Source organism: Synechococcus sp. MW101C3, assembly GCF_002252635.1.
In the GTDB taxonomy this organism is placed as follows: Bacteria; Cyanobacteriota; Cyanobacteriia; order PCC-6307; family Cyanobiaceae; genus MW101C3.
On the sequence record NZ_NQKX01000002.1, the window covers coordinates 173,675 to 192,762 of the forward strand.

The 19,088-nt window shown below is 69.9% G+C and carries 13 protein-coding genes; 7 read left to right on the top strand and 6 right to left on the bottom strand.

The genetic code is table 11. The annotated features are described in order from the left end of the window. Positions 1-48: 48 nt before the first annotated feature. Entirely contained in the window at positions 49-1,761 is a 1,713-nt protein-coding gene (locus tag CJZ80_RS03165; RefSeq protein ID WP_094510622.1) for an ATP-dependent DNA ligase, read from the top strand. 67 nt (positions 1,762-1,828) lie between these two features. On the opposite strand, the gene CJZ80_RS03170 is transcribed toward CJZ80_RS03165, so the two are convergent. From CJZ80_RS03170 to CJZ80_RS03185, 4 genes are all read right to left on the bottom strand, one after another. After that, positions 1,829-2,455 carry a DUF4178 domain-containing protein gene (locus tag CJZ80_RS03170; protein ID WP_094510623.1) on the bottom strand — a complete coding sequence of 209 codons (627 nt, stop codon included), beginning with the start codon at positions 2,453-2,455 and terminating at the stop codon, positions 1,829-1,831. 93 nt (positions 2,456-2,548) lie between these two features. Then, entirely contained in the window at positions 2,549-4,096 is a 1,548-nt protein-coding gene (locus tag CJZ80_RS03175) for a polyamine aminopropyltransferase (protein WP_094510624.1), read from the bottom strand. After that, positions 4,093-4,326, bottom strand: coding sequence for a hypothetical protein (locus tag CJZ80_RS03180; protein WP_094510625.1), 234 nt, complete (start codon positions 4,324-4,326; stop codon positions 4,093-4,095). Before CJZ80_RS03180 ends, CJZ80_RS03175 begins: the two co-directional genes overlap by 4 nt. Before the next feature lie 30 nt (positions 4,327-4,356). Continuing rightward, positions 4,357-5,370 (bottom strand): hypothetical protein, encoded by a 1,014-nt coding sequence (locus CJZ80_RS03185; protein WP_094510626.1) that lies wholly within the window; start codon positions 5,368-5,370, stop codon positions 4,357-4,359. A 64-nt stretch (positions 5,371-5,434) separates the two neighbouring features. Between CJZ80_RS03185 and CJZ80_RS03190 the strand changes: the two genes are divergently transcribed. The 4 genes from CJZ80_RS03190 (at position 5,435) to CJZ80_RS03205 (ending at position 9,975) form a co-directional block, all read left to right on the top strand. Further along, the gene (locus tag CJZ80_RS03190) at positions 5,435-5,644 is read left to right on the top strand and encodes a DUF350 domain-containing protein (RefSeq protein WP_094510627.1); all 210 of its coding nucleotides are present in this window, start codon (positions 5,435-5,437) and stop codon (positions 5,642-5,644) included. Positions 5,645-5,726: 82 nt separating this feature from the next. Beyond that, the gene (locus CJZ80_RS03195; protein WP_094510778.1) at positions 5,727-8,243 is read left to right on the top strand and encodes a DEAD/DEAH box helicase; all 2,517 of its coding nucleotides are present in this window, start codon (positions 5,727-5,729) and stop codon (positions 8,241-8,243) included. A 47-nt stretch (positions 8,244-8,290) separates the two neighbouring features. Continuing rightward, a complete protein-coding gene (locus tag CJZ80_RS03200) occupies positions 8,291-9,013 on the top strand; it encodes a PspA/IM30 family protein (protein WP_094510628.1) in 723 nt (240 codons plus the stop codon). Continuing rightward, entirely contained in the window at positions 9,010-9,975 is a 966-nt protein-coding gene (locus CJZ80_RS03205) for a substrate-binding domain-containing protein (protein ID WP_094510629.1), read from the top strand. Before CJZ80_RS03200 ends, CJZ80_RS03205 begins: the two co-directional genes overlap by 4 nt. A 29-nt stretch (positions 9,976-10,004) precedes the next feature. On the opposite strand, the gene CJZ80_RS15270 is transcribed toward CJZ80_RS03205, so the two are convergent. Then, on the bottom strand, positions 10,005-11,984 hold the full coding sequence (locus CJZ80_RS15270; RefSeq protein ID WP_094510630.1) for an NAD-binding protein: 1,980 nt from the start codon (positions 11,982-11,984) through the stop codon (positions 10,005-10,007). Positions 11,985-12,156: 172 nt separating this feature from the next. On the opposite strand from CJZ80_RS15270, the gene CJZ80_RS03215 reads away from it, so the two are divergent. Both CJZ80_RS03215 and CJZ80_RS03220 read left to right on the top strand, forming a co-directional pair. Beyond that, positions 12,157-14,688, top strand: a complete 2,532-nt coding sequence (locus CJZ80_RS03215; protein ID WP_094510631.1) for a glycogen/starch/alpha-glucan phosphorylase — start codon at positions 12,157-12,159, stop codon at positions 14,686-14,688. Then, entirely contained in the window at positions 14,678-16,894 is a 2,217-nt protein-coding gene (locus CJZ80_RS03220; RefSeq protein WP_094510632.1) for a PhoX family phosphatase, read from the top strand. The genes CJZ80_RS03215 and CJZ80_RS03220 overlap by 11 nt, the downstream gene beginning before the upstream one ends. An 8-nt stretch (positions 16,895-16,902) precedes the next feature. Here the strand turns inward: CJZ80_RS03220 and CJZ80_RS03225 are convergent, their stop codons facing one another. Further along, positions 16,903-19,047: a 4Fe-4S binding protein gene (locus CJZ80_RS03225; protein ID WP_094510633.1), complete on the bottom strand. Its 2,145-nt coding sequence runs from the start codon at positions 19,045-19,047 to the stop codon at positions 16,903-16,905. Between the last annotated feature and the right edge of the window lie 41 nt (positions 19,048-19,088).

A 19,088-nucleotide genomic window follows, 5' to 3' on the forward strand; every position in this document is an offset into this window, starting at 1 on the left:
CGCTACAACCGGCGCCAGGGCCGATGCCCTGCCCACCCATCCCTGCCTGTGCACGCCTTCTGTGACCTGTTCGAGTGCCTGGATCGCAGCAGCGGCACCAAGGCGCGCGTGGCGGCGCTGGTGGGGTACTTCCGCGAAGCGCCCGCGGGCGATGCGGCCTGGGCACTTCAGTTGCTGCTCGGCAAGCGGCGCCGTCGGCTGCTCACCGGACGGCGTTTGCGGGAGATCTGCCTCGGGGCGGCCGAGCTGCCGGAATGGTTGTTCGAGGCCTGCCACTCCCAGGTGGGGGATTCGGCGGAAACGATCGCCTTGCTGTTGCCCCAGCTGAAGCTGCCGGCTGGCGAACCGCTCGACCTGCCGCTGTCGGTGTGGATGGCAGAGCGGTTGCCGGCGCTGGCTGCGCTCGACGGCGAAGTGCAGGCGCAGGCGGTGCTGCAGACCTGGTCATCCCTGCCGCCAGCGCAGGTGTTCGTGTTCAACAAGCTGCTGACTGGCGGTTTCCGGGTGGGGGTATCCACCGGCCTGGTCACACGAGCCCTGGCCGAGGTGAGCCAGCTGGAGGAGGCGGAGCTGGCCCATCGGCTGATGGGTGGCTTCGAGCCCAGTGCCGCCGCCTTCACCGCCCTGCTCAGCCCCGCCGCCAGCGGTGAGGACGCACCGATCAGCCGCCCCTATCCCTTTTTCCTGGCCAGTCCACTGGAGCCGGAGCGGCTGCTGACGGACGACCCCGCTGATTGGCGCGCCGAGTGGAAGTGGGACGGCATCCGCGGCCAGCTGATCCGACGCGCCGGCACCACCTTTCTCTGGAGCCGTGGCGAAGATCTGGTCAACGAAAGCTTCCCGGAGCTGGTGGCCCTGGGCGATGCCCTGCCGGACGGCACCGTGCTCGATGGGGAAGTGATCGTGTGGCCGCCGGCGGCGGACCGTCCGCTCGGATTTGCGGCCCTGCAACGGCGCCTGGGGCGGCGCTGCGTGAGTCGAGCGCTGCGTCAGGCCTGCCCGGCTACGTTCGTTGCCTATGACCTGCTGGAAGCGGGCGGCCGTGACCAGCGCCAGCACCCCCTGGCGGCGCGGCTGCAGGACCTGGTCCAGCTCGGCGCGGGGTTGGGGGAGACCGCCGCTGAGGAGTTGAAGGGGGTTCTGCGCCTGTCGACCGGGCTGCCGTTCCAGAGCTGGGAGGAGCTGGAGCCGCTGCGCAGCCAGGCGCGCCAGGCCGGCGCCGAGGGCCTGATGCTCAAGCGGCTGGATTCGCCGTATCTGGCGGGCCGCAAGCGGGGCCACTGGTGGAAACACAAGCTCGAGCCGATGGAGCTCGATGCAGTGCTGCTCTATGCCCAGGCAGGCAGCGGCCGCCGCGCCAACCTCTTCACCGACTACACCTTCGGGCTATGGGCCAGCGCACCATCTGACTCGGTGGATCCGGAACCGTCAGGACAAGGGACCAGCCCGCGCCAGTTGGTGACCTTCGCCAAGGCCTATTCCGGTCTTGATGATGCCGAGATCTCTGAGCTTGATCGCTGGATCCGGCGCCACACCACCGAACGCTTCGGGCCGGTGCGGGCGGTAGAACCGCTGCAGGTGTTCACCCTCGGCTTCGAAGGCCTCCAGCGCTCCGGCCGGCACCGCAGCGGGGTGGCTGTGCGCTTCCCTCGCATCCTGCGCTGGCGCCGCAACAAACCGGCGGCTGAGGCCGACACCCTGGCGGCCGCCGAAGCCCTGCTCGAGGACGGCAGGCCAGGACCAGGGTCCGCAGAAGGATGACGGCTGTAACCGTGGGATGGCAGCCACCTCCTGGCGGCAGGGTCACCGCCCCTAGCGGTAGACCAACTCAGCGGTACACCGAGCGCCCATCGCCGGGCAAGAGGCTGAGCTGGCCGGGATCGATCAGGCGGCCCACGCTGAGCTCGGGCGGGTCGGGGGTCTGACCGGCAGCGACAGCAGCGGCCAGATCCCACTGCTCCAGCGACAGCACCAGGCCGCCGCTGGCGGTGTAATCGGCGTAGCGGCAGCCGCTCTGGCGCCGGTTCATCACCCGCGCGCTGGAGCTGATCGAGGCCCGGCCCTGCTCCTTGAGCGCATAGGTGACACCGTCGAGCTGCAGCCGCGCCGGGAAGCGGCCCGCGCCGGAACCGGCCAGCGACGCTGGATCCAATGCCGAAGCGCTGACGCTCTCCAGCCAACTCACCTCCAGCCAGTCGTCTTCGCTGACGCTCAACCAGCGGGCGTCGTTGCCGTCACGCAGCAGATACTCCAGCCACTCGAAGCCTTCCTCGGCACACAGCAGCCTGTCCTCCACCACCCAGTCGCGCCCTTCGAACTGCACGATGTCGCCGTAGCGGAGGGTGAACAGGGTGCGGTCCTGGGGCAGGGCAGCCGGGCGGCGGCACCAGCGCCGCAGCTGCAGCACCACGACAGCTGCCACCAGCAGCCCCAGCAGCAAGATCCACACCGTCATCGGCTCGATTCCAAGGGCCGGCCGCGGCCGCCGGTAGCGGCGAGCCTATCGACACCACCCTGGCGGCCAGGCACATCGCCACCATTGCTCAGCTCACGGCCCCGACCAGCGGCTCTGGCGCTGGTACTCGGACAGCACAGGACGCAGCAGGCGGTTCGGCCGCACCTGCTCGCCGGCCGGCAGGCGCAGGTCCCGCGGCAGCGGGAACAGGCGGGCGATCTGGGCGTCATCGGCCCAGCGGCCGCTGAACGGCAACGGGGCGGCCTGCAGGGTCTGGCCCGCGCGGTAGGCGATCACGAAGCCCCAGGGGCCGAAGCTGGGCACATCCACGCTGTAGGCGCGCGTGGTGAGCGGCAGTTGCTCGAAGGTGGCCTGGATCGAGGCCAGCACTTTGGGGGTGAAGAAGGGCGTGGAGGCCTGGGTCACCAGCCGCCCGTCCGGCGCCAGCAACTGCAGCAGCCGGCCGTAGAAGCTGACGCTGTAGAGACGCGCCAGCGGTGCGGTGGCGGGATCCGGAAAGTCGGCGATCACCACGTCGTAGGCGCCGGGCAGGTGCCGCACCCGCTCGAAGGCGTCGCCACTGTGGAGATGCACCCGCGGGTCGTCGAGGCTGCCCTGGTTGAGCCGCCGCAGGAAGGGGTGCCGGCGCGCCAGCTGGAGCATGGCGGGATCCAGCTCCACCAGATCCACTCGCTGCACACCCGGCCAGCGCAGCACCTCCCGCAGTGCCAGGCCATCACCGGCACCGAGCAGCAGCACGCGATGGGGCTGTCGGTGGAAGGCCATCACCGGATGCACCAGCGCCTCGTGGTAGCGGTATTCGTCGAGGCTCGAGAACTGCAGGTTGCCGTCGAGGAACAGGCGCAGGTCATCGCGGCGGCGCGTCAGCACGATGCGCTGGTGACGGCTCTGCACCCTGCCCACCACCGGGTCGTCGTAGAGGCTGTCTTCGATCCTGTCGCCCAGGGGCAGCACAGCCCAGGCCACCAGAGCCACCAGCGGCAAGGTGCCCCCCACCAGCCAGCGCCAGCGGCGGCTCAGAGGGAACACCCGGCAGATCACCAGGCAACTGAGCAGCGGCACCAGCGCCAGCAGGCCGGCGGTGGGCAGCAGGCCCAGCCAGGGCAGCAGCACCAGCGGGAACAGCAGCGCCCCTACCAACGCGCCCAGGTAATCGAGCGCCAGCACCCGTGCCAGCGCCGTGCGCAGGTGCTGCTGGGTCTCCAGCAGGCGGGTGAGCAGCGGCACCTCCATGCCGCCCAGCACCCCCACCAGCAGGGTGAGCACCACCAGCCCCAGCCAGACCGGCCCGCCGGCACCGAACAGGGCGAACAGCCCGAGCGGCGCCAGCAGGCACAGCGGGCTGAGCAGCAGTTCCACCAGCAGGAACAGCCGCAGCAGCCGGGCGAACGGGTTGGGGCCACAGGCGAGGAACTGGCTCAGCCAGGCCCCCAGGCCCATCGCCGCCAGAAAGGTGCCCACCACGATGCCGGTGGCCAGGGTGTGGTCGCCCAGCAAGTAGCTGGCCTGGGTGGCGAGCATCAGCTCCAGCACCAAGCTCACGGTGGAGGACACCGCTGCCGCCGCCAGCAGCACCCACACCTGCAGGGGGCGCAGCGGCGGGGCGGCAGCGGTGGTCACTTGGCGGAGCCCGGTCCTCGCCCCTGAAAGCCCGACCAGCTGCGCGAGCGGTCCGGTGCCGCCACCCAGCGGCCCGCCCGGTAGCTGCCGCCGTAGCGCACGCCGCTGAAGCTGGCCGGCGTGCCCTCCTGGCCGAGGCGGAACAGAGCCGGCTGCAGGATGGCCGTGCCGGTGCCCACGCCCACGGCGCCGACGGCCAGCAGCAGGATCACCGCTTGTTCGCGGGGCATGGCGAGCGGTCTCCCAACTCTCTGAGCATCTCAGGCGCGGGCGCCCGGTGGGCGGATCGGCAGCAACGGCACCTGGAAGGCCGTATTGATGCCATCCTCCACCCACAGCTCCAGCCATTCGATCTCCCAGGGGTCGTCCTGGGGAGCGAAGGCTTCCGGCACCGTCACCCGCACCCGGTAGCTGCCGGGATCCGCCAGCCGCAGGTAGTACGTCTCAGAAAGCGTGATCCAGTAGTCGCCATCGCTCACCTGCATGTCTAACGGCAGAGTGACCTGATGATCGAGGCGACGCTCGCCGGCCGCATCGCTGAGGCTTAAGCAGAGCAAGGCCGTGGTTGGCGAATACGTCTCAGGCTTGGCGCCATCGGGAAGCTCCCAGTGAGCGTTCACCACCAGCTTCACCAGCCCCGGCCCGCCTAGCGGCAGGCGTGCAGCCGCCACCCCGTGCTCCACCCGCAGCAGGCGCCGCGAGCGCGCCGCTCCGTACACCGCCCCCAGCAGGCAGAGCACGATCGCCTGGGTGACCACCGCCGTGAACACCAGCAGGCCGGCGGCAACGCTGTGGTTGCGCACTGTGCCGCGCAGTGTCACCGGTGCCTGGAGCGGTAAGCCGCTCGCGTCGAGCAGCTCTTCGGGCGTCACCTCGAGTTGGAAACGGCCGCTGCTCTGTGGGCGGAGCTGGAGCAGCAGGGCCGTGTCCTGCTCCTGCCAGCTGCCGCTGTTGCCGCCATCCGTCCAAAGTCCGCTCTCACGCCAGCCATCCTTGTAAAGCTCCAACACCGTTCTGCCTGCCTCATCGAGCAGGCGCACTTCCAACACCACCGTGCTGTTGGAAGGGATGTCCGCCTCCATGGCGATCCGCGGACTCCCCAGCCAGCCATCGCGCAGCTCGAAAGGCTCGCTGCGGCCCGGCTGCTCCTCCGTCGCCACCAATACCAGCCGTTGCGGTGGTTCGAGTGCGGAGAGCGCCAGCACCGCAAGGGGCAGCAGCGGCAGCAGCAGCAGGGCCAGCAGCGGCCAACGCACCGTCGTGGCCGCCGTCACGCTGCCGCCAGGTCGGCCTGCTCCCAGGGAGTCCCTACCCTGACGGCGAAGGCGTGACGTGGTCATGGTCAAACCGCTGCTCCAGTTGCTGCTGACAGTTGGCTGGACGTTCTTCGGCGTCATCCTCATCTACGGCGGCCTGCTGCTGTTCGATCGCCTCTCGCCGATCGACTACCGCAGCGAGATCCGCAAGGGCAACATCGCTGCCGGGGTGGTGCTCGGCGCCGTGATCCTGGCGATCGCCGCCGTGGTGGTGGCCGTGCTCTCCAGCTGACGGGCGGCGCGACTTGGCCAGCCGCAGGGGCGCGCCGCTCCGCCCGATCGACGACTGGTTCCAGCTCCAGGGCTGGCGGCCGATGCCGTTTCAGCGCCAGTGCTGGAAGGCCTATCTGGAGGGCCGCGACGGGCTGATCCAGGTGCCCACCGGCGCCGGCAAGACCTACGCCGCCGTGATGGGTCCAATCGCCCGCATGCTGGCGCGTCCAGGTGCGGGCATCCAGCTGCTGTATCTCACACCGCTGCGGGCGCTCAGCCGCGATCTGGCCCTGGCGATCCGCGCGCCGATCGAGGCGATGGGCTGGCCGCTGCGCGTGGGCATCCGCAATGGCGACACCACCAGCGCCGAGCGCAGCCGCCAGCTGCGCCAGCCGCCCCAGATCCTGATCACCACGCCGGAATCGCTGTCGGTGCTGCTGGCGGGGGCCAAGGCCGACGAGCTGTTCGGCGGCCTCGAAACGGTGGTGCTGGATGAATGGCACGAGCTGATGGGCAGCAAGCGCGGCAGCCAGTGCGAGTTGTGCCTCAGCTGGTTGCGCCAGCGCCGGCCGGGCCTGCGCACCTGGGCGATCAGCGCCACGATCGGCAACCTGGAGGAGGCGGCGTGCGCGGCGGTGGGGGCAGCGGCTCCGCCGCCGTTGATCGTCACCGCCAAGCTGCGCCGCCACACCGAGATCCGCAGCCTGCTGCCCGACCAGATCGACGGCTTCCCCTGGGCGGGTCACCTGGGCCTACGCATGTATGAAGAGCTGGTGGCGGCACTCGATCCCGCCGTCTCCACGCTGCTGTTCACCAACACCCGCAACCAGTCGGAGCGGTGGCATCAATGCCTGCGGTATGCCTGCCCGGAAATGGAGGGGGCACTGGCGCTGCACCACGGCTCGATCGACCGGGCCGAACGGGAGGCGATCGAAGCGGGGGTGAAGACAGGCGGGATCCGCTGGGTGGTGTGCACCAGCTCGCTCGACCTGGGCGTTGACTTTCAGCCGGTGGAGCGGGTGGTGCAGATCGGCAGTGCCAAGAACCTGGCGCGGCTGCTGCAGCGGGCCGGCCGCTCCGCCCATTGCCCCGGCGGCACCTCCCAGGTGCTGTTCATGCCCACCAACGCCCTGGAGCTGCTGGAGGTGAGCGCGATGCGGCGCGGGCTGGCGGCGGGGCTGGTGGAACGGCGCCGGCCGCCGCAGGCGCCCCTCGATGTGCTGCTGCAGCACCTCACCACCCTGGCCTGCGGGCCGGGCTTTGAGCCGGCGCAGGAGCTGGCCAGCGTGCGCAGCGCCTGGAGCTACCGCCAGCTCAGCGACGACGACTGGCACTGGTGCCTGCGCTTCCTTGAGCACGGCGGCGACTGCCTCGGCGCCTATCCCCGCTACCGCAAGCTCGAACGCGAGCCGTTGGCGGCGCCAGCAGGAACCACGGCAGTGGAAGGCACCCCGCTGGCGGGTGCGGTGCCTGAACGCACGCGTGAAACGCAAGACCACGCAGAAGCTCCCTTCCGTTACCGGGTGCGCGAGACCGCCATCGCCCGGCTGCACCGCCTCAACATCGGCACGATCACTGCCAGCCGTTCGATCACGGTGAAGGTGGTGCGGGGCGCCACGCTCGGCCATGTGGAGGAGGGGTTCGTCAGCCGGCTCAAGCCCGGCGATGTGTTCTTCTTCGCCGGCCGCCAGCTGGAATTCGTGCGCCTGCGCGACATGACCGCCCTGGTCAAGGCCAGCACCCGCAAGAGCACCCTGGTGCCGGCCTGGGCCGGTGGGCAGATGGCCCTCTCCGATCTGCTCAGCGAACACCTGCGCCAGGAGGTCGACCGCTGCGCCCGGGCCCTGGCATCCAGCCGCGACCCCGAGGATGCCGCCACGCTCGACACCCCCGAGTTACGCGCCCTGGAGCCTCTGCTGCGCCGCCAGCACGAGGTGTCGGCGTTGCCACGCGCGCATGAGTTTCTGGTGGAGATCACCCGCAGCCGCGAAGGCAGCCACCTCTACGCCTATCCGTTTGAAGGGCGCTTCGTGCATGAGGGCCTCGGCTTCCTCTGGGCCGGCCGCCTGGCGCGGCTTCAGGCCGGCACGATCACGGTGTCAGTGAACGACTACGGCTTCGAGCTGCTGGCGCCGCGCGGCTATCCCTTCGCCGAGCTGTTCGAGCAGGCCGGCGACGCGCTGCTGGAAGCGGCGGGGCTGCAGGACGACCTGGAACGCACGATCAACCTGTCGGAGTTGTGCCGCCGCCGCTTCCGCGCGATCGCCCAGGTGAGCGGGCTGGTGCTGAACGGCTTTCCTGGCCAGAACAAAACCGGCGGCCAACTGCAGATCAGTGCCAGCCTGCTGTTCGATGTGTTCCAGCAGCACGAGCCGGCCAACCGCCTGCTGGCCCAGGCACGCCGTGAGGTGCTCGACGAGCAGCTGGAGCTGGGCCGTCTGCAGGCCGCCCTCACGCGTCTCCGGGCCAGCGAGCTGCGCCTGGAGCACACGCCGCGTCCGGGGCCGTTCGCCTTTCCGCTGCTGGCCGAGCGGCTCAACAACCGCATGAGCAATGAATCGGTGCTGACCAGGCTGGAGCGGCTGATGGCGGAGGCGAGGCGGGCCGAGGGGATCTGAGCCGCACTGGACGGGCTACGTACGCTGGGGCGACGGCGCACCTTCCCGTGAAGCGACTGATCTACTGGCTGATGGGCGATCGAGCCGGCCGTGTGGTGGTGGGTAGCTGGCGCTGGCTGTGGGGGCGGCCGGTGGAATCCGGCGGCCAGGTGGCGGTGGCGGTGGCGGAGGAATCCCTGCAGTCGATGCAGCTATCCGTGCAGAAACTCGCCCAGGCGGTGGCCATGCAGGTGGGCGCCTATGAGCGGGCCAAGAAGAAGTACCAGACGAAAACGATCGAGCTCAGCACCTACGAGCAGCAGGCCCAGCTGGCCCAGCGGGCCGGCCAGATCGACGGCGCCAAGCTGGCGATGGGCCGCGCCATCCAGATCGAGAAGCTGTTGCCCGCCCTGGAGCAGCAGGTGCAGCAGGCTGAGGCCTATGTCACCGCCTCCAAGGACAAGCTCAACCGGGAGCGCCTCAAGCTCGAGCACTACAAGAGCGACATGCAGAACATGAAGGATCTGGCGGAAGTGAACGCCGCGCTGGAATCGATCGCCAAGGTCAACAACGACTTCGACATCGGCTCCGCCCGCTCCTCCTTCGAACAGGCAAGGAACGCGGTGGAGGGTCGAAATCTGCGCAACGCCGCCCTCGCCGAACTCAGCGAAAATCCGCAGGAAAAGCTCACGGCCGATCTGGAACAGCTTTCGCTCGATGCGGAGGTCACCCAGCGGCTTCAGGCCCTTGAAGCTGCCCCCCTGCCCCAGTTCGAAGACAGGCAACCATGAACGGTGAGACCCCGGGCGGCAAACGCAGCGGGCCGCCGCCGATCGTTTACATCCTGCTGCTGGTGATCGCAGCCGGTGCTCTCTGGGGTGGCCGCAACCAACTCCTGGGCCTGCTGGGTGCCCGTCCTTCCCTGCCCGGCCTGCCGCAAGGGGTGCCCAGCCCGCCGCAGGGGCTGCCCGGTCTGCCGGGCCAGGAGCCTGCAGCGGCCGCCTTCCCGCCGCCCAGCGCCGTGCCGGCCGGCACGGCCGTCAGCATCGATGGCTCCACCAGCATGGTGCTGATCAACGAAGCCCTCAAGGCCGGCTTCATGGCGGCGTTTCCGGGCACGGAGGTCACCACCGCCTCAGTGGGCACAGACAACGGCATCCAGGCGCTGCTGGGCGGCTCCGTGACCCTGGCGGCGATCTCGCGGCCGCTGACCTCTGAAGAGCAGGGGCGGGGCCTGAGAGCCGTGCCGGTGGCCGACGACCGGATCGCCCTGGTGGTGGGCATCGACAACCCCTTCCGCCGTGGCCTCTCCCGCAGTCAGGCGGTGCAGATCTTCCGCGGCGAGATCATCAACTGGGCCACGCTCGGCGGCCCAAATCGGGCCATCCGGGTGTTGAACCGCCCCAGCGTCAGCGGCACCCATTCGGCCTTCCGCGCCCTGGTGCTGGAGGGGCAGCCCTTCGGCAGTGGCCCCACCATCACCACCATGGAGCGCGACGCCACCACGCCGATGCTGCGCCTGCTCGGCACGGACGGCATCGGCTACGCCACTTACGCCCAGGTGGCTGATCAACAGACAGTGCGCGTGGTGCCGATCGACGGCATCACCCCGGAAGCGCAGGACTATCCCTTCAAGCGTCCCCTCTTCTATGCCTACCGGGAGCCGGCCGCCCCCGCCGTCCAGGCCTTCCTCGGCTACGCCCTCTCACCCCAGGGCAGCGCGGCGATCGCCGCAGGCGTGAAAGGGCCCTGATCAAGCGCTGCTCGGTTCACCCACTGGTGTTACGGCTGGGGTTCCAGCTGACCTGGCAGCTGCCCTTCCAGCTGGCTGAAGATTCCCAACCGACGGAGCTCAGCGTGCAGCCGTTCGGCGGGCTCACGGTCGAGCAGCGGGGTGAGAGCCTCGCTTTTGGCGAGCAACCCAGTGGTCTCTCCCGGCGCGCAGCCCAACCAGCGGGCCAGACACTGCTGACATTCGAAACGCGCCTCCCCCTCTACTCCATCAGGCACGCGCAGCCGTAACCGCCAGGCCGGCGGCACGGCCTCCCCGCGCTCGATCCTGCGCAACCCTTTCAGCGTGGCCAATACCAACACCGCATCGCCCGTTGCCACCACCAGATCACAGGCCGGCAGCTCGATCACCGTGGCGCTGCCGCGGCGCCTCAGAGACACGGCAGTGACGCCATATCCGTGCTCCAAGCGGGCGATGGTGCGGCCGAGCAGGGTGTCGCCGGGTGCGATGCGGTAGCGCACCAGCAGCAGGTGGTGGCCGCCGATGCCCACCACCCCCTCCACCCGTTCCCCAAAGGCGGTAGCCACCAGGGCGTCAGCGGCCAGGTCCACCGCCGAGATCACCGTGACTCCGCCTAGCAACTCTCCTAGCCTGGGCGCCGCTGCCAAGGCGTGGGCAAGCACAGCCAGGCGTGCCTCGGGCCAGCGCCGCTGCAGCGCCAGCGCCGCTTCCAGATTCGCCAGCAGATCGGGAGAGAGCAGCCCCACGGCCGACACCCTGCTTCCCCTGAGGGCGGTCAGGGCCGCATCAACGCTCTCGTAGATGGGGGTGCCAGCCTTCTGGTCCTCCCAGTCCTCCCCCGGCTGCACCCGCACGACCGGCAACTTCTGGCGCTGGAGGGCGTGCGCCACGCCACGCGCCAGGTCGCCGCCTTCCACCAGTAACACCGGCCGCAGCCCCCGCCGCAGCCGGGCAGGACGTCGGCGCACGAGCCGATCACGCAGCAACCGTTCCAGCAGCACGGCCACCAGCGCCGACGTGAGCAGGGTGCCCACCAACGAATAGAGCAGCGTGCCGGTGATCAGCCAGCCGCTGGCCTCCGCCAGGCCTGCGCCGCCATCGAGCAGCACGTTGACCGGATCCACGTATTCCCCCTTGAGCAGCGCAAGGGTGACGAACATCCCCTGCCGCCAGCTGCCCGGCTGGGAAAACAGCTGTGGGCCGATCACCAGCAGCAGGGCCAGAGCACCCACGGCCAGCCACTGCGCCCGTGAACGGCGGGCGAGGGGCGCCAGCAGCCGCCGTGGCAAGGCGGTGACTCCCGCCACCGATTCGGCGCGTTGGCCGGCGGCAGTGGGCGCCACCCCGAGCGGGTGGAATGATCCCGGCGTGAGCAGCAGATCGCTCCCACCGCCCCCGGCCTGGTCGGGGAGCTGCACCGGTCGCTGCCAGCGAGGGTCCTGGCGGGGCCCTTCCACCAAGTGATACAGCTGGCCATCGGCTTCAAAGCTGGCGGCTGCTTCGCCCGGGCGCAACGCGCCGCTGATCGCGCCGGTGGCCAGCAAGGCCGGATCCACCACCGCCAGACCGGGCAGGCGGGCTTCCAGCAGCGCTCCCAGGCTGGCCTGCCGGCTGGAGGATCGCAGCACAATCGTGGCGTCGGGGTTGAGCAGGCGGCACTGCAGCGCCGCTTCCACATTCACCGAGCCATCGGAGCTGAGCAGCAGCACGGCGCGCGCCTGGTGCAGACCGGCCCGCTGCAGGTCGCGGGGCTGGCGCATGTCGCCTTGCAGCAGCCCCGCGCCGAGCCGCTGCCGCAGGGAGGGATCGAGCCTGCTGGGCGGTTCCAGATCGAGCCCCGCCAGGGGCACGTCGAAGCTAAGCAGGCGGCTCAGGCAGGCCTGGCCCAGCGAGCCGAGGCCACACACCAGCACCAGACCGGCCCGGCAGTCGACCGCCGTCGCCTGTCCGGTGCACACGGCGTCATCGTCCTCAGATGGGCCGCCCACGCTCGCCGCCAGGGAGGACATCCATCATCAGCAGCGCGGCGATCATCAGCCGCGCCGGCGTGATCCAGGCGACAGCGCTGCAGCGCAGCAGCGGGGCTGGCCGCGAAATGTGACGGCTTCCGAAGCTCAACCGTGTGTTGAAGAGCCCTTAACCAGCTACCGACAGCTTGAAAGGGTTCCACGCCCGTCAGCAATGTCCGGATCGCAGACGCCGGGTCTTGCGCCCTCCAGCGCCGATCTGCCCCTGCCGGCTAGCTACGGCGACCCGCAACGCAACGGGCTGAGCGCCGCCGATCTGGTCGACGGCATGACCGAGCACCTCTTTTACACACTGGGCCGGCAGGCCAGGGGGGCCAGCCACCACGACCTCTACATGGCGCTCAGCTATGCCGTGCGCGACCGGCTGATGACCCGCCACCTCGCTTACAAGGACGAGCTGCGGCGGCTGCGGCCCAAGGCGGTGGCCTACCTCTCGGCTGAGTTCCTGATCGGGCCGCAACTGGGCAACAACCTGCTGATGCTGGGCATCGTCGAACAGGCCAGGGAAGCCCTGCGTCGTTTCGGGATCAACAACCTGGACACGGTGCTCGATGAGGAGGAGGAGCCGGGTCTTGGCAACGGCGGCCTCGGACGCCTGGCGGCCTGCTACATGGAGTCGCTGGCCAGCCTGGAAATCCCCGCCACCGGCTACGGCATTCGCTACGAGTTCGGCATTTTCGATCAGCTGATCGAGCACGGCTGGCAGGTGGAGATCACCGACGGCTGGCTGAAGGGAGGCTGGCCCTGGGAATTGATTCAACCCGAGCGCAGCTGCAGGGTGGGTTTTGGCGGCCACACCGAACAGGTCCGCGACGAACGGGGTGAACTGCGGCATCGCTGGGTGCCTGCTGAAGCGGTCATCGGCATCCCCCACGACGTGCCGGTGCTGGGCTTTCGCGTCAACAGCTGCAACCGGCTGCGGCTCTGGCGCGCCGGCGCCGCCGAAGACTTCGACTTCCATGCCTTCAATCGCGGCGATTACTACGGCGCGGTGGAGCAGAAGGTGGGATCGGAAACCATTTCCAAGGTGCTCTATCCGAATGACGGCAGTGATGCCGGACGGCGGTTGCGGCTGCGGCAGCAGGCCTTCTTCGTGAGCTGCTCCCTGCAGGACATGCTGCGCAGCCTCGTGCTGCGGGGTATCCCGATCGAGGCGTTCGCTGATCACTGGGCCGTTCAGCTCAACGACACCCATCCCGCGATCGCCGTGGCCGAGCTGATGCGGTTGCTGGTGGATGAGCATGGGCTGGGCTGGGAAGCCGCCTGGGAGATCACCAGCCGATCGATCGCCTTCACCAATCACACCCTGCTGCCGGAGGCACTGGAGTGCTGGGATCTGGGCCTGTTTGCCTCGCTGCTGCCACGGCATCTGGAGGTGATTCTGGAAATCAACCACCGCTATCTGCAGGAGGTGCGGCTGCGCCAACCGGGCGATAACGACCTGCTGCGGCGGCTGTCGATCATCGAGGAGACGGACGGCAAGCGGGTGCGCATGGCCCACCTGGCCGTGGCGGCGGCCCACAGAATCAACGGCGTGGCCAGCCTGCACAGCGAGTTGGTGCGCACCAGCCTCTTCCCCGACGCCGCCCGCCTCTGGCCGGAGCGGTTCACCAACGTCACCAACGGTGTGACACCGCGTCGCTGGCTGGCCCTCGCCCATCCCGACCTGGGGACCCTGCTGAACGAAGCGCTCGGAACCGCCTGGCCTGCCGCTCCGGAGCTCTGGCAGCGGCTGGAAACCTGGCAGAACGATGCAGCCTTTCTAGAGCGCTGGGCCGGGGCGAAGCGCGCCGCCAAAGAGCGCCTGGCGGCTCTGATCGAGGCCCGAACCGGGCAGGTGATCGATCCGACCAGCCTGTTCGACGTCCAGGTGAAGCGGATCCACGAATACAAGCGGCAGCACCTCAATGCCCTGCAACTCGTGGCTCAATACCTCCGGCTCAAACGCGGCGACAGCGATGGCATGGTGCCGCGCACCGTGATCTTTGGTGGCAAGGCAGCGCCGGGGTATGCGATGGCGAAATTGATCATCCGCTTCATTCACGGCGTGGCTGGTGTGATCAACGCCGACCCCGATGTTCACGGGCTGCTGAAGGTAGTGTTCCTGGCCGATTACAACGTGAAGCTGGGGGAGAAGGTGTATCCAGCGGCCGATCTCTCCGAGCAGATCTCCACCGCCGGCCTGGAGGCTTCCGGCACGGGCAACATGAAGTTCACTCTCAACGGTGCGCTCACGATCGGCACCCTTGACGGGGCCAACATCGAAATCCGCGATCAGGTGGGTGCCGAGAACTTCTTCCTGTTCGGTCGCACCAGCGAGCAGATCGCCGAGCTGCGCGCCAAAGGTCAACCCCATGACCGATTGGAGGCAATACCATTGGCACGCGAAGCGTTGGATCTGATCAGCGCGGGCCATTTCAGCGAAGGGGATGGCAACCTGTTCCGCCCTCTGGTCGACTCCATCCGGGGGGCCGATCCCTATTTTCTACTGGCGGATTTCAACGACTATCTCGCCTGCCAGGACCAGGTGAGCCGCACCTGGAGCCAGCCGGCCCTGTGGACACGCCGGTCGCTGCTGAACACCGCCCGCAGTGGTTTCTTCTCCTCCGACCGCGCCATCCGCCAGTATTGCGATGGCATCTGGGGCGTGCGCCCGCTGCGCATCGCCATGACCCATGGCTGCTGATCCGCTCCTGCGCCGCCGCGAGCTGCTCGCCCTGCTGGGGGTATCGGCTGCCGCTGCTGCCGCTTCTGGCGGGGCCAACCCGCCGGCCGCCCAGGCCCTTTCCCGCACGGCCGCGCGGCGGCCTCCCTCCCTGAACGCCCTGCCCTTCAAGCCCCTGCCCGGACCCCTGCCGTTGCCGGTGGCCGGGCTCAGTGGCGCCGAGCAGCTGCGCCTGTTCAGCACGATCACGCTCGACGACCGGATGGTGGTGCCGGATGGCTACCGCGCCGAGCTGGTGGCGGTGTGGGGGGAGCCAGTGGCCGCAGGCCGCTTTGGCTACAACAACGATTACCTGGCCCTGCGGGAGCTGGGCGATGGCCTGGCCTTGCTGACGGTCAACTTCGAGTACATCAGCCCGCGGCCCTGGCTGGAGGGCTTCAAGGAAGCCACCGGTGCGGAGCTGCCCGGCCGCGCCGTGATCCAGGCGCTGGTGAAACGGGGCGGGGCTGTGGACGTGCCGTCGCTCGATCCCAGCGACCCCCTGGCGCGGCAGTGCCGCCAGCTGGCGGCGGAAGCCCTGCGCGATCTGGGCGTCGGCGTGATCGCCCTGCGCCGCGATGGCGAGGGCAGCTGGCGGCGCGAACCGGGCCGCTACGACCGGCGCATCGATGGGCTCAGCGGTCTGGAGGATCCGGCCGCTCTGCTGCGCGTGAGTGGGCCAGCGGCGGCAGTGTTCCGCGCCCGCGAGCGCCTTGGCTACGACGACGGGCTCGGCGATCGGGTGATCGGCACCTTCGCCAACTGCGCCGGTGGCGTCACCCCCTGGGGAACCGTGCTCAGCGCTGAGGAGAACATCCAGGATCAGGTGGTGGAGGCGGTGCATGCCGATGGCAGCGCCTCGTCGCCTGCACAGCTGCCATTCCAGTTCGGCGAACAGCGGGTGAAAGGCCTCGGCAATCCCTTCGCCCTGGCCGGCAACAAGTACGGCTGGATGGTGGAGCTGGATCCGCAACGGCCTGAGCAGCCCGCCGTGAAGCACAGCTGGCTGGGGCGCTTCCGCCATGAGGCGGTGGCGGTGCGTGCGCAGGCGGGTGAACCGCTGGTGGTGTACTCCGGCTGCGACCGCATGGGCGGCCATCTCTATCGCTTCGTGAGCGCAGGGCGGATCCGCGATCCCGCCGACCCTGCCAACTCTCGCCTGCTGGAGGACGGCCGCCTGGAGGCGGCCCGCTTCGCCGCTGACGGCAGCGGCCAGTGGATTCCGCTGGCGCCGGCCACCGCCGTCGATCCGCTGCTGCCCAGCCACTTCGAACGGCACGGTGTGTCGCAGGCCTGCCGGCTGCCCCACAGCGACCGGCGCCAGGCCGGCGCTGAAAGCTTCAGCAGCGATGCCCAGGTGGCCGACTACCGCCGCCGCTTCCCCACCCTCGGCGACCTCTACCCGGGCAAGGGGGAGCAGCGGATGGGGGCGATCCTGATCGATGCCCATCTGGCCGCCAGCGCCGCCGGCGCCACGCCCTCCGCACGGCCGGAGGACACCGATCTCGATCCGCTCAACGGCGACCTGTTGGTCGCCTTCACTGCCGGCGGCGCCAATGACGACGGCCGCGCCGATCCCGCCATCTTCCGTGGCCCGGCCGGTGAAGCCAGCTGGCCGCACGGCTGGATCCTGCGCCTCAGCGATGGCGGCCCCGAAGCGGGCAGCCGTTTCCGCTGGAGCATGGCGGCCACCGGTGGCACGCCATGGCAGGGCGGCGCCGGCTTCTCCAACCCCGACAACCTCGCCTTCGATCGGGCCGGCAACCTCTGGATGGTCACCGACCATTCCGGCCGCGGCAGTGAGATCCAGCAATTCGGCAACAACGGCTGCTGGCTGCTGCCCCGCAGTGGCCCGGCGGCGGGGGAGGCGCTGCTGTTCGCCACAGGACCGATGGAATGCGAGCTGTGCGGTCCCTGTTTCGATGCCGCCGAAACCAGCCTGTTTCTGGCCGTGCAGCACCCTGGCGAAGTGCACGGCACCAGGGCCGGTAAAGCCCGCGAAGGCCAGGGCTATCCGCTCGTGAACCGCGATGGCCGCACCTTCGAGCAGTTGCGGTGGGTGCCGCTGGGCTCGAATTGGCCGTCAGGGGTGCCGGGGCGGCCACCCATGCCAGGGGTGGTGGCGATCCGGCGCCTGGATAGCGCTCCGCTGCTGGCGCCCACAAGCCCGCGCCCCAGTGATCCGTGATCAGTGCATCAGCCCACCGCCACCAGCCAGCGGCCCGCCGCCGCCAGCAGCAGCGCCGCCAGCGAGCCGCCCCACAACGACAACCGCCCCGGCGTCAGCAAGCGGCGCAGCAGCAGCAGTGAGCCTGCGGCGCCCACCAGCACCACCACGCTCTGACAGAAGGCGATCACGTGGGGGTCGGCGCTCCAGGCCGGTAGCGGCGCCTGGAAGCTGACCGGCAGCACCAGCCCCGCCTCCGCCATGCCGAGCGGCAGGTGGCGCGCCAGCAGCAACGCCCACAGCAGCGGCAGCAGGCCGTAGAGCGCCAAGCGCAGGCCCGCGGCCGGCATGGAGGTCCGCAGCGCCGCCACCAGCCGGGCCAGCAGGAAAAGCGCGGCCGGCAGCGCCAGTGCCACAGCGGCGAAGGCGAGCCGGGGCAGGAGCGGACCCTCCTGCAGACTGGCGGGCGCCAGCGGCAGGCCTCCCAGCAGGCGTTGCCACACGTGCAGGCACACGCCACCGGCCAGCACCAGGATCAGGCCGGCTTCCCCCGCCGGCGGCCGCATGTCGCGTTGCAGATCGGCGGCGGGGGGCCGCACACTGAGCTGCACCGAGCGGTGCGGACAGGCCTGGACGCAGGTGAGGCAGAGCACGCAGTTGCGGTTGTCGGCCAGGTGGGCGGGATGGGTGCCGAGCGGGCAGCCGGCCGTGGCCAGCCCCTCGCCTTCCGCCGGCCCCCCCTTGAAGCAGGCGTAGCTGGTGCAGCTGCCCCCGCAGACGCCGGCCTGGGCACGCAGCTCCAGCACGGAGAGCTTGGCGAACAGGCCGTTCATGCCCCCCACCGGGCACAGATAGCGGCACCAGAAGCGCTTCTCGAACAGCACCGAGCAGATCACCGCGCCGGCGGTGATCACCAGCAGCAGGCTGCTGCTCAGCCGGGCCTGGTTTTCCATGCCGCTGAGCTCCTCCCACAGCAGGATCGCCGCGAAGCCGGCCGCCAGGCAGGGCGCCGCCCAGACGTCGGTGTCGCCGTGGGGCCAGGCGGCGGGACGCCAGCCCACGGCGCGGGCCAGCCGCTGGGCGATCTCCCCCCACACCATGAACGGACAGAACGAGCACCACAGGCGCCCCACCAGCGGGTAGCCGATCAGGATCAGCGGCCACCACCAGGCCCAGAACAGCACCAACCCACCGTTGTGGGCGCGGTCCTGGGGGCCGGCCCACAGCCAGATGTTCACCAGCACGAACACCCAGCTCACCACGCCGAACAGCAGCGCGTTCCAGAAGCGCGGCGAACGCATACGGGCGCGCAGAGAGGGCTTCCAGCGCCACAGATCGAAGCGCAAGCGCGGCTGACGTGGCGCCAGCCAGAACACCTCCTCAGGCAGTTGCGGTGGTGGGCGCTGGGTGGCGGCATCGGCAGACGGCACAGGCAGCTGGCGCAGGGCCCGCTCCACCAGCTGCTTGAGCTCGCGGATGTTGCCCGGGAAGTCGTGGGTCTGAAGCCGCCGGATCACCTCCGCCCCCACCGCCGGCGCCAGCGGCCAGCCCAGGTGGCGGCTCTGCTGGCGCAGCAGGTAGCGCAACCATTCGCCCAGGTCCTGGCGCCGCACCCGCAGCGCCGGCACCCGGATGCGGCTGCAGACCCGATCAAAGGCCGGCAGAGCGGATTCGGCGGTGAAGAACACCCGCCCGGCGAAGTGATGCTGCGCGCCAGCTTGGCCCTGGGGTGGCTCCCCCGGCGCTTGCCAGCTGCCGTCACGGGCCAGTTGCAGCAGCGCGGGCTGCAGGACGGGATCGACCCGATCGAGCTGGCAGATCAGCAGGGCGCCATCGCCGAGGGCCTCCAGCAGCGAGCCGCGCCCTCCACTGCCGGCGGCACCGAACAGGTCACTGCCATCGGCGCGCAGCAGCGCCCCATCCAGCCGAACCATCAGGCGGCGGCGGTGGCTGGAGCCACGGTGAATCAGGGCCGCCAGGTTGTCCTTCTCCAGCCCCGGCTCCCCCGAGAGCAGCACCGGCCCGTGCGCGGGGTCGGCGGAAGCGCGGTGCACCGCCTCACGCAAGGTGCGGGCGTAGCGGCTGGAGCCCACCACGCCCCGCCGCGCCGGGCCCACCAGAAACGGAGCCAGCCGCAGGAAGGCCTCGGGCACGTTGGACGGATCCTGGGTCACTGATGGTGGAGCCGGTTCCCTTTCGCGAGGCGAGGCGAGAG

Bases quoted from the DNA above. Each gene is read 5' to 3' on its own strand.
- CJZ80_RS03170 (WP_094510623.1), bottom strand. From the start codon at position 2,455: ATGACGGTGTGGATCTTGCTGCTGGGGCTGCTGGTGGCAGCTGTCGTG.
- CJZ80_RS03180 (WP_094510625.1), bottom strand. From the start codon at position 4,326: ATGCCCCGCGAACAAGCGGTGATCCTGCTGCTGGCCGTCGGCGCCGTG.
- CJZ80_RS03190 (WP_094510627.1), top strand. From the start codon at position 5,435: ATGGTCAAACCGCTGCTCCAGTTGCTGCTGACAGTTGGCTGGACGTTC.
- CJZ80_RS03195 (WP_094510778.1), top strand. From the start codon at position 5,727: ATGCCGTTTCAGCGCCAGTGCTGGAAGGCCTATCTGGAGGGCCGCGAC.
- CJZ80_RS03205 (WP_094510629.1), top strand. From the start codon at position 9,010: ATGAACGGTGAGACCCCGGGCGGCAAACGCAGCGGGCCGCCGCCGATC.
- CJZ80_RS15270 (WP_094510630.1), bottom strand. From the start codon at position 11,984: ATGTCCTCCCTGGCGGCGAGCGTGGGCGGCCCATCTGAGGACGATGAC.
- CJZ80_RS03215 (WP_094510631.1), top strand. From the start codon at position 12,157: ATGTCCGGATCGCAGACGCCGGGTCTTGCGCCCTCCAGCGCCGATCTG.
- CJZ80_RS03220 (WP_094510632.1), top strand. From the start codon at position 14,678: ATGGCTGCTGATCCGCTCCTGCGCCGCCGCGAGCTGCTCGCCCTGCTG.